This window comes from Sphingobium quisquiliarum P25 (genome assembly GCF_000445065.1).
Taxonomy (GTDB): Bacteria; Pseudomonadota; Alphaproteobacteria; order Sphingomonadales; family Sphingomonadaceae; genus Sphingobium; species Sphingobium quisquiliarum.
Genome location: NZ_ATHO01000041.1, coordinates 1 through 13,764 on the forward strand (window position 1 = coordinate 1; position 13,764 = coordinate 13,764).

At 66.8% G+C, this 13,764-nt stretch carries 15 protein-coding genes; 12 read left to right on the forward strand and 3 right to left on the reverse strand.

Annotated features, from left to right (window positions below):
- From L288_RS26940 to L288_RS26960, 5 genes are all read left to right on the forward strand, one after another.
- On the forward strand, positions 1 to 484 hold a 484-nt coding region (locus L288_RS26940; protein ID WP_021237264.1), incomplete at its 5' end, for a DnaJ C-terminal domain-containing protein.
- Positions 485 to 498: 14 nt separating this feature from the next.
- Entirely contained in the window at positions 499 to 1,467 is a 969-nt protein-coding gene (locus L288_RS26945) for a YihY/virulence factor BrkB family protein (protein ID WP_021237265.1), read from the forward strand.
- The gene (gene fabI, locus L288_RS26950) at positions 1,464 to 2,273 is read left to right on the forward strand and encodes an enoyl-ACP reductase FabI (protein WP_021237266.1); all 810 of its coding nucleotides are present in this window, start codon (positions 1,464 to 1,466) and stop codon (positions 2,271 to 2,273) included. The genes L288_RS26945 and fabI overlap by 4 nt, the downstream gene beginning before the upstream one ends.
- 22 nt (positions 2,274 to 2,295) lie before the next feature.
- A complete protein-coding gene (aroC, locus tag L288_RS26955) occupies positions 2,296 to 3,378 on the forward strand; it encodes a chorismate synthase (RefSeq protein ID WP_021237267.1) in 1,083 nt (360 codons plus the stop codon).
- Positions 3,379 to 3,733: 355 nt separating this feature from the next.
- Positions 3,734 to 4,522 (forward strand): PhzF family phenazine biosynthesis protein, encoded by a 789-nt coding sequence (locus L288_RS26960; RefSeq protein ID WP_021237268.1) that lies wholly within the window; start codon positions 3,734 to 3,736, stop codon positions 4,520 to 4,522.
- 10 nt (positions 4,523 to 4,532) lie between these two features.
- Here L288_RS26960 and L288_RS26965 read toward each other — a convergent pair whose 3' ends face one another.
- Positions 4,533 to 5,660 (reverse strand): serine hydrolase domain-containing protein, encoded by a 1,128-nt coding sequence (locus tag L288_RS26965; RefSeq protein WP_021237269.1) that lies wholly within the window; start codon positions 5,658 to 5,660, stop codon positions 4,533 to 4,535.
- 88 nt (positions 5,661 to 5,748) lie between these two features.
- Here L288_RS26965 and L288_RS26970 point away from each other — a divergent pair, with 88 nt between their 5' ends.
- From L288_RS26970 to L288_RS26985, 4 genes are all read left to right on the forward strand, one after another.
- A complete protein-coding gene (locus tag L288_RS26970; protein WP_021237270.1) occupies positions 5,749 to 6,069 on the forward strand; it encodes a hypothetical protein in 321 nt (106 codons plus the stop codon).
- A 39-nt stretch (positions 6,070 to 6,108) separates the two neighbouring features.
- The gene (recQ, locus tag L288_RS26975; protein ID WP_021237271.1) at positions 6,109 to 7,881 is read left to right on the forward strand and encodes a DNA helicase RecQ; all 1,773 of its coding nucleotides are present in this window, start codon (positions 6,109 to 6,111) and stop codon (positions 7,879 to 7,881) included.
- An 86-nt stretch (positions 7,882 to 7,967) separates the two neighbouring features.
- Positions 7,968 to 8,396 carry a TIGR01244 family sulfur transferase gene (locus tag L288_RS26980; protein WP_021237272.1) on the forward strand — a complete coding sequence of 143 codons (429 nt, stop codon included), beginning with the start codon at positions 7,968 to 7,970 and terminating at the stop codon, positions 8,394 to 8,396.
- Positions 8,396 to 9,580 (forward strand): BaiN/RdsA family NAD(P)/FAD-dependent oxidoreductase, encoded by a 1,185-nt coding sequence (locus tag L288_RS26985; protein WP_021237273.1) that lies wholly within the window; start codon positions 8,396 to 8,398, stop codon positions 9,578 to 9,580. Before L288_RS26980 ends, L288_RS26985 begins: the two co-directional genes overlap by 1 nt.
- Positions 9,581 to 9,601: 21 nt before the next feature.
- Here L288_RS26985 and dmeF read toward each other — a convergent pair whose 3' ends face one another.
- Together dmeF and L288_RS26995 are read right to left on the reverse strand one after the other, a co-directional pair.
- Positions 9,602 to 10,600, reverse strand: coding sequence for a CDF family Co(II)/Ni(II) efflux transporter DmeF (dmeF, locus tag L288_RS26990; RefSeq protein WP_031304010.1), 999 nt, complete (start codon positions 10,598 to 10,600; stop codon positions 9,602 to 9,604).
- Positions 10,597 to 10,869, reverse strand: a complete 273-nt coding sequence (locus L288_RS26995; RefSeq protein ID WP_021237275.1) for a metal/formaldehyde-sensitive transcriptional repressor — start codon at positions 10,867 to 10,869, stop codon at positions 10,597 to 10,599. Before L288_RS26995 ends, dmeF begins: the two co-directional genes overlap by 4 nt.
- Before the next feature lie 80 nt (positions 10,870 to 10,949).
- Here L288_RS26995 and crtY point away from each other — a divergent pair, with 80 nt between their 5' ends.
- From crtY to L288_RS0121325, 3 genes are all read left to right on the forward strand, one after another.
- Positions 10,950 to 12,101, forward strand: coding sequence for a lycopene beta-cyclase CrtY (crtY, locus tag L288_RS27000; RefSeq protein WP_021237276.1), 1,152 nt, complete (start codon positions 10,950 to 10,952; stop codon positions 12,099 to 12,101).
- The gene (locus L288_RS27005; protein WP_021237277.1) at positions 12,101 to 13,582 is read left to right on the forward strand and encodes a phytoene desaturase; all 1,482 of its coding nucleotides are present in this window, start codon (positions 12,101 to 12,103) and stop codon (positions 13,580 to 13,582) included. Before crtY ends, L288_RS27005 begins: the two co-directional genes overlap by 1 nt.
- A gap of 19 nt (positions 13,583 to 13,601) precedes the next feature.
- Positions 13,602 to 13,764 (forward strand): LOG family protein (locus L288_RS0121325; RefSeq protein ID WP_031304013.1); only part of this gene is annotated, 163 nt, incomplete at its 3' end.

Below are 13,764 nucleotides of genomic sequence, written 5' to 3' on the forward strand. Positions count from 1 at the left end.
CTTCGTCGATGCAGCGACGCTCGCGCCCCAGCGCATCACCTTGCAGGACGGCAAGAGCATCGACCTGAAACTGCCCGCGGGCGTCGAAACCGGCACGCAGATGCGGCTGACGGGCAAGGGGCAGCAAGGACCGGGCGGCGCGGGCGACGCGATCATCACGATCGAGGTGAAGCCGCATCCCTTCTTCACCCGCGACGGCGACAATGTGCTGCTGGACCTGCCCATCACGCTGGACGAGGCGGTGAAGGGCGGCAAGGTGAAGGTTCCCACAGTCGATGGGCCGGTGATGCTGGGCGTCCCCGCTGGCTCCACCTCCGGCAAGGTGTTGCGCCTGCGTGGCAAGGGCTTCACGGGCAAGAATGGGACGCGCGGCGATCAGCTCGTGCGGTTGCAGATCGACGTTCCGGCGGACGATCCCGCGATCAAGGCGCTGGTCGAAGGGTGGCAGGACAGCCGGGCCGTGCGGGCCCATCTGGGCGTATAGGGCGTTAGGGGCCGATGCAGCCTTCGCCTTATTCGCCCGAATCCCGCCGCCGCAAGATCGCCCATCAGGCCAAGGCGCGGCTGCACCGCCAGATGGAGCGGGTGCCGCCCGGCTCCTACATGCTGGAGATAGTGAAGCGGGTGGCGGTGGGCACCTATAGCGACGGCTTCATCCATGCGGGCAACCTTGCCTATCTGTCGCTGATGACGCTGTTCCCCTTCTTCATCGTCGCGGCGGCGGTGGCGAGCATCTTCGGACGGTCGCAGGATGGGCTGGCGGCGGTCAGCGCCTTCCTCCAGACCGTGCCGGAGGGGGTCGCCGACGTGGTGCGCAAGCCCATCCATGACGTGCTGAACGCGCGCACCGGGCCGCTGCTCTGGCTGGGCGGCCTGGTCGGGCTGTGGACGGTGGGGAGTCTCATCGAAACCATCCGCGACATATTGCGCCGCGCCTATGGGACGACAAGCACCCATCCTTTCTGGCGTTACCGGCTGAACGCGATCGGCATCACCTTGGTCAGCGTCTTTGCGGTCATGTTCGCCTTTTCCCTGCAAGTGATCATGACGGGCGTCGACCAGTTCCTGCACCAGCTCCTGCCCTTTGCCGACGACGCCATTCGCATCGTCACGGTCACGCGGCTGGCCCCCATCGTGATCCTGTGCATCGCGCTCTACTCTCTTTATTTCTCCCTGACCCCCAGCGCCTACAAGGACAAGCGCTTTCCCAAATGGCCCGGCGCGGTCGCCACGGCGCTCTGGTGGTATGGCGTCACCATGCTGCTGCCGCCGACCCTGTCGCTGCTGGGCGGCTATGACGCGACCTATGGCAGCCTGGCGGGCGTCATGATCACCCTCATTTTTTTCTTTCTCGTCGGGCTTGGCGTGGTAATTGGCGCGGAACTCAACGCGGCGCTTGCTGAATTCCCCGAAGAGGAATGGCAGGCGGCGGCCGCCGAAGGCAAAGGGAACGGGACATCGAAATGACGGGCTTGATGGCGGGAAAGCGCGGCCTCATCATGGGGCTTGCGAACGACAAGTCGCTTGCGTGGGGCATTTCCAAGCAGTTGCGGGCGCAGGGCGCGGAACTCGCCTTTTCCTATCAGGGCGAGGCCCTGGCCAAGCGCGTGCGGCCGCTGGCGGAGGAGCTGGGGTCCGATTTCCTGATCGATTGCGACGTTTCCGACATGGGCAAGCTGGACGCCGCCTTTGACGAGGTGAAGGCGCGCTGGGGCAAGCTGGACTTCGTCGTCCACGCGATCGGCTTTTCCGACAAGAATGAGCTGCGCGGCAAATATGTCGACACCAGCCTCGAAAACTTCCTGATGACCATGAACATCTCGGCCTACAGCTTCGTCGCGGTGGCCAAGCGCGCGCGGGCGTTGATGGCGGAGGGCGGCAGCCTTCTGACGCTGTCCTATTATGGCGCGGAAAAGGTCATTCCCCATTATAATGTGATGGGCGTGGCGAAGGCGGCGCTGGAGACCAGCGTCAAATATCTGGCGATGGACCTGGGGCCGGAAAATATCCGCGTGAATGCCATTTCGGCAGGCCCGATCAAGACGCTGGCCGCGAGCGGCATCGGCGATTTCCGCTACATCATGAAGTGGAACGAGCTGAATTCGCCGCTGCGCCGCAATGTCACGATCGAGGACGTGGGCGGCGCGGGCCTCTATCTGCTGTCCGACCTGGCGTCGGGCGTGACCGGCGAGGTCCATCATGTCGATGCGGGCTACAATGTCGTGGGCATGAAGGCGGAAGACGCGCCGGACATCGCGCTCGACAAGGGCTGACCGGCAGGCCAGGGGTCAGGGCATGAGCTTCAACACATTCGGCCGCGTCTTCCGCTTCACCACCTGGGGGGAGAGCCATGGTCCCGCCATCGGGGCGGTGGTGGACGGCTGTCCTCCGGGGCTGGCGCTGACCGAAGCGGACATCCAGCCCTTCCTCGACAAGCGAAAGCCCGGCACGTCCAAATTCACGACCCAGCGGCGCGAACCCGATGAGGTTCGCATCCTGTCCGGCGTGTTCGAAGGGAAGACGACCGGCACCCCGATCAGCCTGATGATCGAAAATCAGGATCAGCGATCGAAGGATTATTCCGAAGTGGCCAAGGCCTATCGCCCCGGCCATGCCGACTATGCCTATGACGCCAAATATGGCTTTCGCGACTATCGCGGCGGCGGCCGCTCCTCCGCCAGGGAGACGGCGAGCCGGGTAGCGGCGGGCGCGGTCGCGCGCCTCGTCATCCCGGATGTCGATATCTTCGCCTATGTGAGCGAGATTGGCGGCGACGCGATCGATCCGGCCCGTTTCGACGCGGGCGAGATCGGCAATAATCCTTTCTTCTGCCCGGATGCGGAGGCTGCGCTGCGCTGGGAAAAGCTGCTCGACGATGCGCGGCGTGACGGTTCATCGCTTGGCGCGGTGGTCGAATGCATCGCCAGCGGCGTGCCAGCGGGATGGGGCGCGCCGCTCTATGCCAAGCTGGACAGCGAACTTGCCGCCGCGATGATGAGCATCAATGCGGTCAAGGGGGTGGAGATCGGCGACGGTTTCGCCGCCGCCCGGCTGCGCGGCGAGGAGAATGCCGATCCGATGCGGCCCGGCGAAAACGGGCCTGCCTTCCTGGCCAATCACGCAGGCGGCATCGCTGGCGGCATTTCAACGGGCCAGCCGGTCAAGGTCCGCGTCGCCTTCAAGCCGACCAGCTCGATTCTGATCCCGGTCGAAACGGTGACGCGCACCGGCGAAGCGTCGGACATCATCACCAAGGGACGGCATGATCCATGCGTGGGCATACGCGGCGTTCCGGTGGTCGAAGCGATGATGGCGCTGGTGCTGGCGGACCAGAAGCTGCTCGACCGCGCGCAGTGCGGCCGGGACCGGCTGGCCTGACGGGGTGAAACGAGCCGGTCATCGGCCAAATGCCGGATTTCGGCGAGACGACTCAGCCAATCTGCGTTAATCTCTTGCCTATCGATCGCCCGCGGGAGGGCGAGCGGCAGCGCGTAAGCCTGGGGAGCGTCACCATGCCGGGCATGGCTTGACGGTCAAAATGTCCCCTTCAGCCGCGACACGGGCCAGCCATGGTTTCATGGCTGGCCCATTTGCTTTTGGGTTGGAGTGGTGAGGCGACGGTGCGGCCTCAATTCTGGCGGGGCGCGGAGGCTGAGCGACCAATTGGTGGAAAGCGGCTCTGTCGCTGCGGCCTCCAGCGAGGCATGTCCGCATCAACCCCCAAGGAGCATGCATGACTCGCCTTCCCTTTACCCAGGTCGACGCTTTCGCCGACGCGCCCTTCGCCGGCAATCCGGCCGCGGTGATTCCCCTTGGCCGATGGCTGGAGGATGCGACGCTTCAGGCGGTCGCGGCGGAAAATAACCTGTCCGAAACCGCCTTCACCGTGCCCACGCCCGATGATCCCGAAGCGGATTATGCCCTGCGCTGGTTCACGCCCTCGGTGGAGGTGAAGCTTTGCGGTCATGCGACGCTCGCTAGTGGCCATGTGCTGATGGGCAGCCGCACCGCCGTGCGGTTCAGCACCCGCCATGCCGGTGTCCTCACCGTGTCGCGCGAGCGGGAGGCCTATACCCTGTCCCTTCCCGCCTGGCAGATGGAGCCGCGTGATTTGCCGGACCTTGCGGCGGGGCTGGGCGGCACGCCGGTCGAATCGCACTGGCGCGAGGGCGGATACAGCCTGTTCCTCTATCCCGATGCGGCTTCGGTGCGCGCGCTTTCGCCCGACTTCGCGCGGTTGAGGTCACTGGGCGATATCATGCTGATCGCCACCGCGCCGGGGGACGACAGCGATATTGTCAGCCGCGTCTTCGTGCCCGGCGCAGGCGTGGACGAAGATCCAGTCACTGGCTCCGCCCATTGCCTGCTAACGCCCTTCTGGGCGCGCAGGCTGGGGCGCAACCGGATCAGCGCCTTTCAGGCGTCGGCGCGCGGCGGCAGGCTGGGCTGCCTGCTGGACGGGGATCGCGTGATCCTGTCCGGCGCATGCCGCACGGTGATCGAGGGCAGCTTCCTGCTCTGAACGCCTCAGGTCAGCGCGGGAACAGGGCGATCAGCTTTGCAAGGCCGGTCTTCAATGCCCGGCGCTGTTCCTTTTCCGGCGACATGCCGATGCGTACGATCGTCAGCTTCTGCGCGGGGGAGACGAGGATATATTGCCCGCCATGGCCGACGCAGCCGAACAGGCTGGCGGGGGCCTGGCCGGGCATCAGGGCGCTTTCGCCGCTGTCGCGGTTCAGCCACAGATGCGCGCCATAAGCGGGATTGCGCGCTGACGGGGTGCGCATGAAGCCGATCCATTTTTCCGGCACGATCTGATGCCCGCCCGGCCCGCGCCCGTGGTTGCGCAGCAACTCGCCGAAGCGGGCATAGTCACGCGCGGTCATGTGCAGGAAGCTGCCGCCGATCATGGTGCCCGCCGCGTCATATTCCACCGTCAGGCTGCCAAGGCGGGCGGGGATTTTCAGCCGTCCGTCGATGAAGGTCTGCATCGCGCGCCGCCGGTCGTCCGGGCCGGTGCTGCTGGTCAGCATGCGCGTCATCAGGTCGGCCAGGATCAGCGTGCTGCCGGTGCTGTAGGAAAAGGCCGAACCCGGCGCATGGGCCAGCGGCTGCGATTCGGCGAAGGCGCTCATGTCCTGCGCGCCATCGGTAAAGAGCATGCGGATCGTATCGGCCTGGGCGATCGGCTCGTCATCCTCCACATGGTCGAGGCCTGACGACATGGTGAGCAATTGCCGCAAGGTGATGCGGCCGCGCGGGTCGCCCGGCTGGCTCCAGGCCGCGACCGGCACCGGCGAATCGAGCGCCAGCCGCCCGTCCGACACCATCAGCCCGGCGAGCACCGCCGTCACGCTCTTGGCGATCGACCAGGACAGCAGCCTGGTTTGCGGGCCGTAGCCCGGCGCATAGCGTTCGGCGACGATCTTCCCCCGATGCATGATGAGAAGGGCGCGCGTTTCACCCACATCCTCATCGCCATCGAACAGGGCGTCGATCGCGGATCGGAGGAGCGCTTCATCGACGGCGGCATCGCTCGCGACGGCATAGGCGGGCACGGGATCGGCCGCGCCCGCGCGCCACATGGCCGCCGCCCCCAGCAGCGACAAAAGTGCGATCGCCGCGCCAAGACGCTTTACGCTTTTCCGCTCCAGCTTCATAAGCCGCGCCCTAGAGCATTTTTGCGTCCGGTGGAAAGCCAGTGGCGGCGAAATGCGTCAACATCGTCGCAATGCAGGAAAGGCGAGCATGTCCGGCCGCCCGAAATGGATCTTCGTTCTGGCCGCTATAGCCGTTGTGCTGGCGGGCCTGCTCGCCTGGAAATGGGGCGATCTGCGCGCGCGGGCCGAAGTCGGGGCGGGCTATGGCGCGCGGGTCGCCTGCGCCTGCCGCTATGTCGAAGGGCGGACGATGGACAGTTGCCGCACCGACAAGGAACCGGGCATGGCGCTGGTGACGCTCGCCGACCGGCCCGAATCGCGGTCGGTCCGGGCGAGCGTGCCGCTGCTCGCCTCCCGCTCGGCGCAGTACCGGCCGGGATGGGGCTGCCTGCTCGATCCGCCGCAATGACCGTTTGCGCGGGGCGCCGCAGCCGCTAGGAACGCCCGCATGCGGCCCGATATCCTCACGCTTCTCCACGACGTCTTCGGCTTTTCCGGCTTTCGCGGGGTGCAGCAGCAGGTTGTGGGCCGGATCATGGCGGGACAGGCGACCCTGGCGATCATGCCGACGGGCGCGGGCAAGTCGCTCTGCTATCAGCTTCCCGCCGTCGCGCTGGAGGGGTGCTGCGTCGTCATCTCCCCGCTGATTGCGCTGATGCACGACCAGTTGCGCGCGGCCCAGGCGGTCGGCATCCGGGCGGCGAGCCTGACCAGCGTCGATGCCGACTGGCGCGAAACGCAGGACCGGCTGCGCAATGGCGATCTGGACCTTCTCTATGTCGCGCCGGAACGGGCAAGCGGGGAGGGGTTCCGCAACCTGCTCCGCTCCGCGCGCATCGCCCTCTTCGCCATAGACGAGGCGCATTGCGTTTCCGAATGGGGGCATGATTTCAGGCCGGATTACCGGCTTCTCCGGCCCCTGCTGGACGAATTTCCCGCCGTGCCGCGGCTGGCGCTGACGGCGACGGCGGACGCGCATACGCGTGAGGATATTCTGGTCCAGCTGGGCATAGCGCGCGAAGGCATGATCATCGCGGGCTTCGACCGGCCCAACATCCGCTACGCCGTGCATCCGCGCGACGGGCTCAACCGGCAACTGGCCGACCTGATCGCGGGCAGCACCGGGCCGGGCATCATCTATGCGCCGACGCGGGCGGCGACGGAGAAGCTGGCCGAGGCGCTGGGGCGGGCAGGACGGCCCACGCGCGCCTATCATGCCGGGCTCGACCCGCAGCTGCGCGCCGCCAACCAGGCCGCCTTCATCGCCAGCGAGGACATGGTGATGGTGGCCACGGTCGCATTCGGCATGGGCATCGACAAGCCGGACGTGCGCTTCGTCGCCCATGCTGGCCTGCCCAAGTCGATCGAGGGCTATTATCAGGAATCGGGCCGTGCCGGGCGCGACGGCGAACCGGCCGAAGCGCATCTGTTCTGGGGCGCGGAGGATTTCGCCCGCGCCCGGATGCGGATTGCCGAGCTGGACCCGGCGCGGCAGCAGGGCGAACGGGCGCGGATCGCGGCGCTGGGCGCGCTGGTCGAAACGGGGACCTGCCGCCGCGCCATATTGCTGCGCCATTTCGGCGAGAACCCGCCCCCCACCTGCGGCAATTGCGACAATTGCCTGAACCCCCCGCCCAGCATCGACGCCACCCAGACCGCGCGCAAATTCCTGTCCGCCGTCTACCGGACGGGGCAGAGCTTTGGCGCGGGGCATATCGAATCGGTGCTGACGGGCGCGGTCACGGACAAGATTCGCGAGCGGGGGCATGACAGGATATCGGTCTATGGCATCGTCGATGGCGAAGAAGCCGCGCTGCTCCGCCCTGTGTCGCGCGCCTTGCTGGTCAGGGACGCGCTCCAGACGAACGAGCATGGCGGGCTGGAGCTGGGGCCCAGCGCGCGCCCGATCCTGCGCGGTGAAGAGGATGTGAGCCTGGTGCTGCCGCCCCGCAAGGAACGCCGCCGCAGGAGCGCGCGCAACGGCAGCGCAGAAAATCCGGTCGGCGATCCGCTGTTCGACGCGCTGCGCGCCTGCCGCCGGGAACTGGCGCAGGAGGCGGGAGTGCCGCCCTATGTCATCTTCCACGATTCGACGCTGCGGGAAATGGCCGAGCAGCGCCCGTCCACCCTGGCCGAACTCAGCCATGTGAGCGGCGTCGGCCACCGCAAGCTGGAGGCCTATGGAGACGCCTTCCTGGCGGCGATCCGGCCCCATCTTTGATGAGGCGGCCCGCTTCCGCCGCCTTGCCCTCTTGAAAGCCGCGGCCCACAGGCGCATGGCTTGCCGCGATCCCAAGGAGTGTGCCCATGTTCCGCCAGCTGACGAAAAGCCTTTACGTGTCCCCGCAGATCACCGTCGATCAGGTGGAAGAGGCCAAGGCGCTGGGCGTGACCATGATCGTGAACAACCGCCCGGACGATGAGGAGCCGGGGCAGACCAACGGCGCGGCCATCGAAGCGGCGGCGAAGGCGGCGGGCATCGGCTATGCGGCGGTGCCGGTCGCCCATGGCGGCTTCGCCCCGTGGCAACTGGACGGCATGGCCGCCGCGCTCGAACAGGCGGGGGAGGGGAAGGTCCTTGCCTATTGCCGGTCAGGCACGCGCAGCACCCTGCTGTGGGCGCTGACGCGCGCGCGGGCGGGAGAGCATCCGGCAGGTCTGGCCGAACAGGCGGCGGCGGCGGGATATGATGTCACGCCCGTGCGGCAGATCATGGACGCGCTCGCCGCTGGCTGATGCCTTCGCCTGAGGAACGTTTCGACGCCATCGTGCTGGGCGCGGGTGGCGCTGGCCTGATGTGCGCGGCGGCGGCGGGGCAGAGGGGCAAGCGCGTCCTGGTCATCGACCATGCCGGGCAGGCGGGAAAGAAGATCCTGATTTCCGGCGGCGGGCGCTGCAACTTCACCAACATCCATACCGCGCCGGACCGTTACCTGTCCGCCAACCCGCATTTCGCCAAGTCGGCGCTGGGCCGCTACACCCCGGCAGACTTTCTGGCGCTGGTGGAGCGGCACGGCATCGCCTGGCATGAAAAGACGCTGGGGCAGCTATTCTGCGACGGCAGCGCGCGGCAGATCGTGGCGATGCTGCTGGCCGAATGCCAGGCCGGGGGCGTAACGATCCGCCTTGGTCATGCGATCGGCGCGATCAGCCATGGCGACGGCCGGTTTCGCGTCACCCATGGGGACCGGGTGGCCATTGCGCCGTCACTGGTGATCGCGACCGGCGGCCCATCCATTCCCAAGATCGGGGCGACGGGCTTTGCCTATGACCTTGCGCGGCAATTCGGGCTGAAGATCGTAGAGCCGCGTCCGGCGCTGGTCCCGCTGACGCTGGGCGGGGAGGAACTGTTGTTCCGGTCGCTCTCCGGCGTTTCGGCGGATGTGATCGCGCGCTGCGGGAGGGCGGCTTTCCGGGAAGCGGCGCTGCTCACGCATCGCGGGCTTTCGGGTCCGGCGATCCTGCAAATCTCATCCTATTGGCGTCATGGCGGCTCCATAGATCTCGATTTCCTGCCGGATCAGGCGGCGGGATGGATGATCGAGGCGAAGCGGGCGCGGCCCCGGATCACGCTAACCACATTGCTGCGCGGGCTTTTGCCCGGCCGGCTGGCGGACGTGCTGGCGGAGCGGCTGGGCCTGACCGGCGATCTTGGCAATATGCCCGGCCGCAAATTGCAGGAGGCCGAACAGAGGCTGCGCGCCTGGACCTTCCGCCCCAACGGGACCGAGGGGTTCGCCAAGGCCGAGGTCACGATCGGCGGCATAGCGACGGCGGAACTCTCTTCCCGGACGATGGAGGCGCGCCGCGTTCCGGGCCTTTATGCCGTTGGCGAAGCGGTCGACGTCACGGGATGGCTGGGCGGCTATAATTTCCAATGGGCCTGGGCCAGCGGCTGGGCGGCGGGGCAGGCGCTCTGATCGATTCCGGTTCGCGGCCCGTTAGCCGCATTCCACCGTCACATGCTCCATCCGGGGGAGGGCGCGCACCCGCTGCCGCACCATGTCCGCGTCCGCGCCGGGGGCGAGGCTGATGATGGCGGCATGGGCATGCGGGCCGATGCGCCAGACGTGAAGATCGCGGATGGTGCCGCCTTCCGCCTCCGCCAGTTGCCGGACCCGTGACATCAGGGCAGGCTCCGCCGTATCGAGCAGGATCGCGGCGGTGTCCTTCATCAGGCCCCAGGCCCAGCGGGCGATGACGATCGCGCCCAATATGCCGACCGCCGGGTCCAACCACCACCAGCCCATATAGCGGCCCGCGAGCAGCGCCACGATCGCCAGCACTGACGTCAATGCGTCGGTCAGCACATGGACATAGGCGGCGCGCAGATTGTTGTCGGCATGGCCGTGGCTGGAATGGTCATGATCGTCATGCGCATGATCATGGCTGTGGTCGTGCCCCAGCAGCATCGCGCTCGCGAGGTTGACGATCAGCCCGATCACCGCGACCAGCGTGGCTTCGCCGAACCGCACCTGCACCGGATCGAAGAAGCGGAGGACCGATTCCACCCCGATGAACAGCGCGGTCACGCCCAGCAGCAGCGCCGAAGCGAAGCCCGACAGGTCGCCGATCTTGCCGGTTCCGAAGGTGTAGCGGGGATTGCGTTGATGTTTGCGCGCATAGCTGTAGGCGGCGGCCGCGACAGCCAGCGCGCCCGCATGGGTCGCCATGTGAAAGCCGTCCGCCAGCAGCGCCATGGAGCCGGTGAGCCAGCCGAAGACGATCTCAACCACCATGGTGAGCGCGGTCAGCCCGACGACGAACAGCGTCCGCCGCGCATTGCGGTCATGGCCTGCGGTCAGGTAGATATGGTCGAAATAATGGCGTTCCTCGCCATCCTCTCCGGCGGGCATGGGGAAAGGCTCCTGCGCCTCGTGAGGATGGTCGTGCGCGTCGTGCGGATGGCGGTGGCCGCCATGATCTTCATGCATGGTCATTTCCCATATCGCCGGATCAGGGCCAGCATCTCTTCGGCGGCCGCCTGCCGCTGCTCGTCCGTCAGGCCTGCCCTGGCCACATGGTCGCGCATATGCTGCTCGATCAATTCTTCCATCAGGCTGCCGACAGCGCCGCGCACCGACGCCACCAGTTGCAGCGTTTCGGAACAGTCCGCCTCGCCCAGCAACTGGCGCTCGATCGCCCCGACCTGCCCGGCGATGCGGCGCACCCGCGCCAGCAGCCTGTCCTTGTCCACCACGACATGCATAGGATACCCCCCTACCCTATATTGACCGATCTGGCAAGATCGTCCTTTTCGTCGCCGGGCTGTGGCCTTAACAGGTCGGCATGGCGGACAATCTGGATTGCGACCTCGCTATCATCGGTGGAGGGCTTGCCGGCAGCCTGGCGGCGTTCGCCTTCGCGCGGCTGCGGCCGGAGGTGCGGCTGCTGTTGGTGGAGCGGGAAGGGGCGCTGGGCGGTAATCACATCTGGTCCTTCTTCGACGGGGACGTGCCCGCGCAAGACCGCTGGCTGATCGATCCGCTGATCACGCACCGCTGGCCGCAGGGGCATGAGGTGCGCTTTCCCGGTTATGTGCGCCGCCTAGACACGCCCTATAACAGCATCGCATCGGGGCGGCTCGACGCTTATGGGCGCAATCTGCTGGACGGCAGCCTGCTGCTGGATGCGGACGTGACGGATGTGGGGCCGGACCATGTTGCCCTGAGCGATGGCCGCATGATCAATGCGCGCGCGGTGCTGGACGCGCGGGGCGGCGGCGATCTTTCGGCGCTGCAATGCGGATGGCAGAAATTCGTTGGCCACGCGCTGCTGATGAAGGTCCCGCATGGAGTGGAGCGCCCCGTGATCATGGATGCGGCGGTCGATCAGCGGGACGGATACCGCTTCGTCTATCTGCTGCCCTGGGACGAACATACGCTGTTCGTCGAGGACACTTATTATAGCGATACGCCGGACCTCGACGTTTCCGCGCTTGACGCCCGCATCGCGGCCTATGCCGATGCGCAGGGGTGGGAGGTGGAGGCGGTCGTCCATCGCGAAAGCGGCGTGCTGCCGGTGGCGCAGGGTGGCGACTTCGATCGATTCTGGCCGCCGCAGGACCCGGTGGCGCGCGCGGGCGTGCGGGGCGGGCTTTTCCATCCCATGACCGGCTATTCCCTGCCCGATGCGGTGGCTTTCGCCCTGTGGCTGGTCGAGCAGCCTTTGGAAGGGCTGGCTGCGGCCACGCGCGCGCGGGCGGCGGCGCATTGGCGATCGGGCGGTTTTTACCGCATGCTTGCCCGCATGCTCTTTCGTGCGGCCGCGCCGGACCAGCGCTGGCGCGTGTTCCAGCGCTTCTACAGGCTGGACCCCCGTCTTGTCGGCCGCTTCTATTCCGGGCGCTCCACCTTGCGCGATCGCATCCGCATCTTGTGCGGGAAGCCGCCCGTGCCCATAAGGAGCGCCATGCGCGCAGTTTTGAACCCCCACGCCTGATGAACAGGAAAGCTATTGTCATCGGCGCGGGCTTTGGCGGCCTGGCGCTGGCGATCAGGCTGCAATCGGCCGGGATCGAAACCACGTTGGTGGAAGCGCGCGACCGTCCGGGCGGGCGCGCCTATATGTGGGAAAAGGACGGATTCGTCTTCGATGCCGGGCCGACCGTCATCACCGACCCCGACTGCCTGGCCGAACTGTGGCGGCTGTCCGGGCATGACATGGCGGAAGATGTCGACCTCGTCCCCGTCACGCCCTTTTACCGGCTGAACTGGCGGGACGGCACCAGCTTCGACTATTCCAATGACGAAGCCGCCCTGCGCGCGCAGATCGCGAAGCTGAACCCTGAGGATGTGGCGGGCTATCAGCGCTTCCTCGACTATGCGGGCGAGGTGTATGAGGAGGGCTATCGCAAGCTCGGATCGGTCGCCTTTCTTGACTTCGCCTCCATGATCCGGGCCGCGCCCGCGCTGGCGAAGAATCAGGCGTGGCGGTCGGTCTATTCCATCGTTTCGTCCCATGTGAAGAATGAGAAGCTGCGTGAGGCGCTGTCCTTCCACACGCTGCTGGTCGGCGGCAATCCGATGCAGACCAGCGCCATCTATGCGCTGATCCACAAGCTGGAAAAGGACGGCGGCGTGTGGTTCGCCAAGGGCGGGACCAACCGGCTGGTGCAGGCGATGGCGACCCATTTCGAGCGGCTGGGCGGCACCATGCGCCTTGCCGATCCGGTCGTGCGGGTGGAAACCCATGGCGACCGGGCGGTGGGCGTCACCACCGCGTCGGGATGGCGGGGGGAGGCGGATGCGGTCGCGTCCAACGCCGACCTGATGCACAATTACCGCGACCTTATCGGCCATCATCCGCGCGGCGAAAAGGAAGCGGACAAGCTCAGCCGCAAGCGCTGGTCGCCCAGCCTGTTCGTGCTGCATTTCGGCATCAAGGGCAGCTGGCCGGGCATACCCCATCACATGATCCTGTTCGGGCCGCGCTATGAAGGGCTGCTGACCGACATCTACCAGCATGGGGTGTTGCCGCAGGATTTTTCGCTCTACCTGCACCATCCCACCGTCACCGATCCGTCGATGGCGCCGGACGGGCATTCGACCTTCTATGCGCTGGCGCCGGTGCCGCACATGGGCAAGCTGCCGATCGACTGGGAGCAGTTCGCGCCCGTCTATGCCGAGCGCATCCTCGATGAGATCCAGCACCGGCTGATCCCCGACATCCGGTCGCGCATCGTCACCCGCTTTCATTATACGCCCGCCGACTTCCGCAGCGACCTGTCGGCGCATCTGGGCAGCGCCTTCAGCCTGGAGCCGCTGCTCACCCAAAGCGCCTGGTTCCGCGCGCACAACCGTGACGATGTGATCCCCAACTTCTATCTGGTGGGGGCGGGTACGCATCCGGGCGCAGGCATTCCGGGCGTCGTGGGCAGCGCCAAGGCGACCGCCGCGCTGATGCTGGACGATCTTGCCTGACGGACGAACGAGGGCTGGAATGAAGAAACTGGCTGTCTATTGCGGTTCCGCGCTGCCCGCCGACCCCATCTATGCCGACGCCGCGCGGCAGGTGGGCCGGACGCTGGCGGAGCGCGGCATCGGCGTCGTCTATGGCGGCGGGCGGCTGGGCCTGATGGGCGCGGTCGCGGATGCGGCGCTGG

Coding starts and splice junctions, on each gene's coding strand:
- L288_RS26995 (WP_021237275.1), bottom strand. CDS start 10,869: ATGCATGTCGTGGTGGACAAGGACAGGCTGCTGGCGCGGGTGCGCCGC.
- dmeF (WP_031304010.1), bottom strand. CDS start 10,600: ATGACCATGCATGAAGATCATGGCGGCCACCGCCATCCGCACGACGCG.
- L288_RS26960 (WP_021237268.1), top strand. CDS start 3,734: ATGACTCGCCTTCCCTTTACCCAGGTCGACGCTTTCGCCGACGCGCCC.
- recQ (WP_021237271.1), top strand. CDS start 6,109: ATGCGGCCCGATATCCTCACGCTTCTCCACGACGTCTTCGGCTTTTCC.
- L288_RS26965 (WP_021237269.1), bottom strand. CDS start 5,660: ATGAAGCTGGAGCGGAAAAGCGTAAAGCGTCTTGGCGCGGCGATCGCA.
- fabI (WP_021237266.1), top strand. CDS start 1,464: ATGACGGGCTTGATGGCGGGAAAGCGCGGCCTCATCATGGGGCTTGCG.
- aroC (WP_021237267.1), top strand. CDS start 2,296: ATGAGCTTCAACACATTCGGCCGCGTCTTCCGCTTCACCACCTGGGGG.
- L288_RS26970 (WP_021237270.1), top strand. CDS start 5,749: ATGTCCGGCCGCCCGAAATGGATCTTCGTTCTGGCCGCTATAGCCGTT.
- L288_RS26945 (WP_021237265.1), top strand. CDS start 499: ATGCAGCCTTCGCCTTATTCGCCCGAATCCCGCCGCCGCAAGATCGCC.
- crtY (WP_021237276.1), top strand. CDS start 10,950: ATGGCGGACAATCTGGATTGCGACCTCGCTATCATCGGTGGAGGGCTT.
- L288_RS26980 (WP_021237272.1), top strand. CDS start 7,968: ATGTTCCGCCAGCTGACGAAAAGCCTTTACGTGTCCCCGCAGATCACC.
- L288_RS27005 (WP_021237277.1), top strand. CDS start 12,101: ATGAACAGGAAAGCTATTGTCATCGGCGCGGGCTTTGGCGGCCTGGCG.
- L288_RS26985 (WP_021237273.1), top strand. CDS start 8,396: ATGCCTTCGCCTGAGGAACGTTTCGACGCCATCGTGCTGGGCGCGGGT.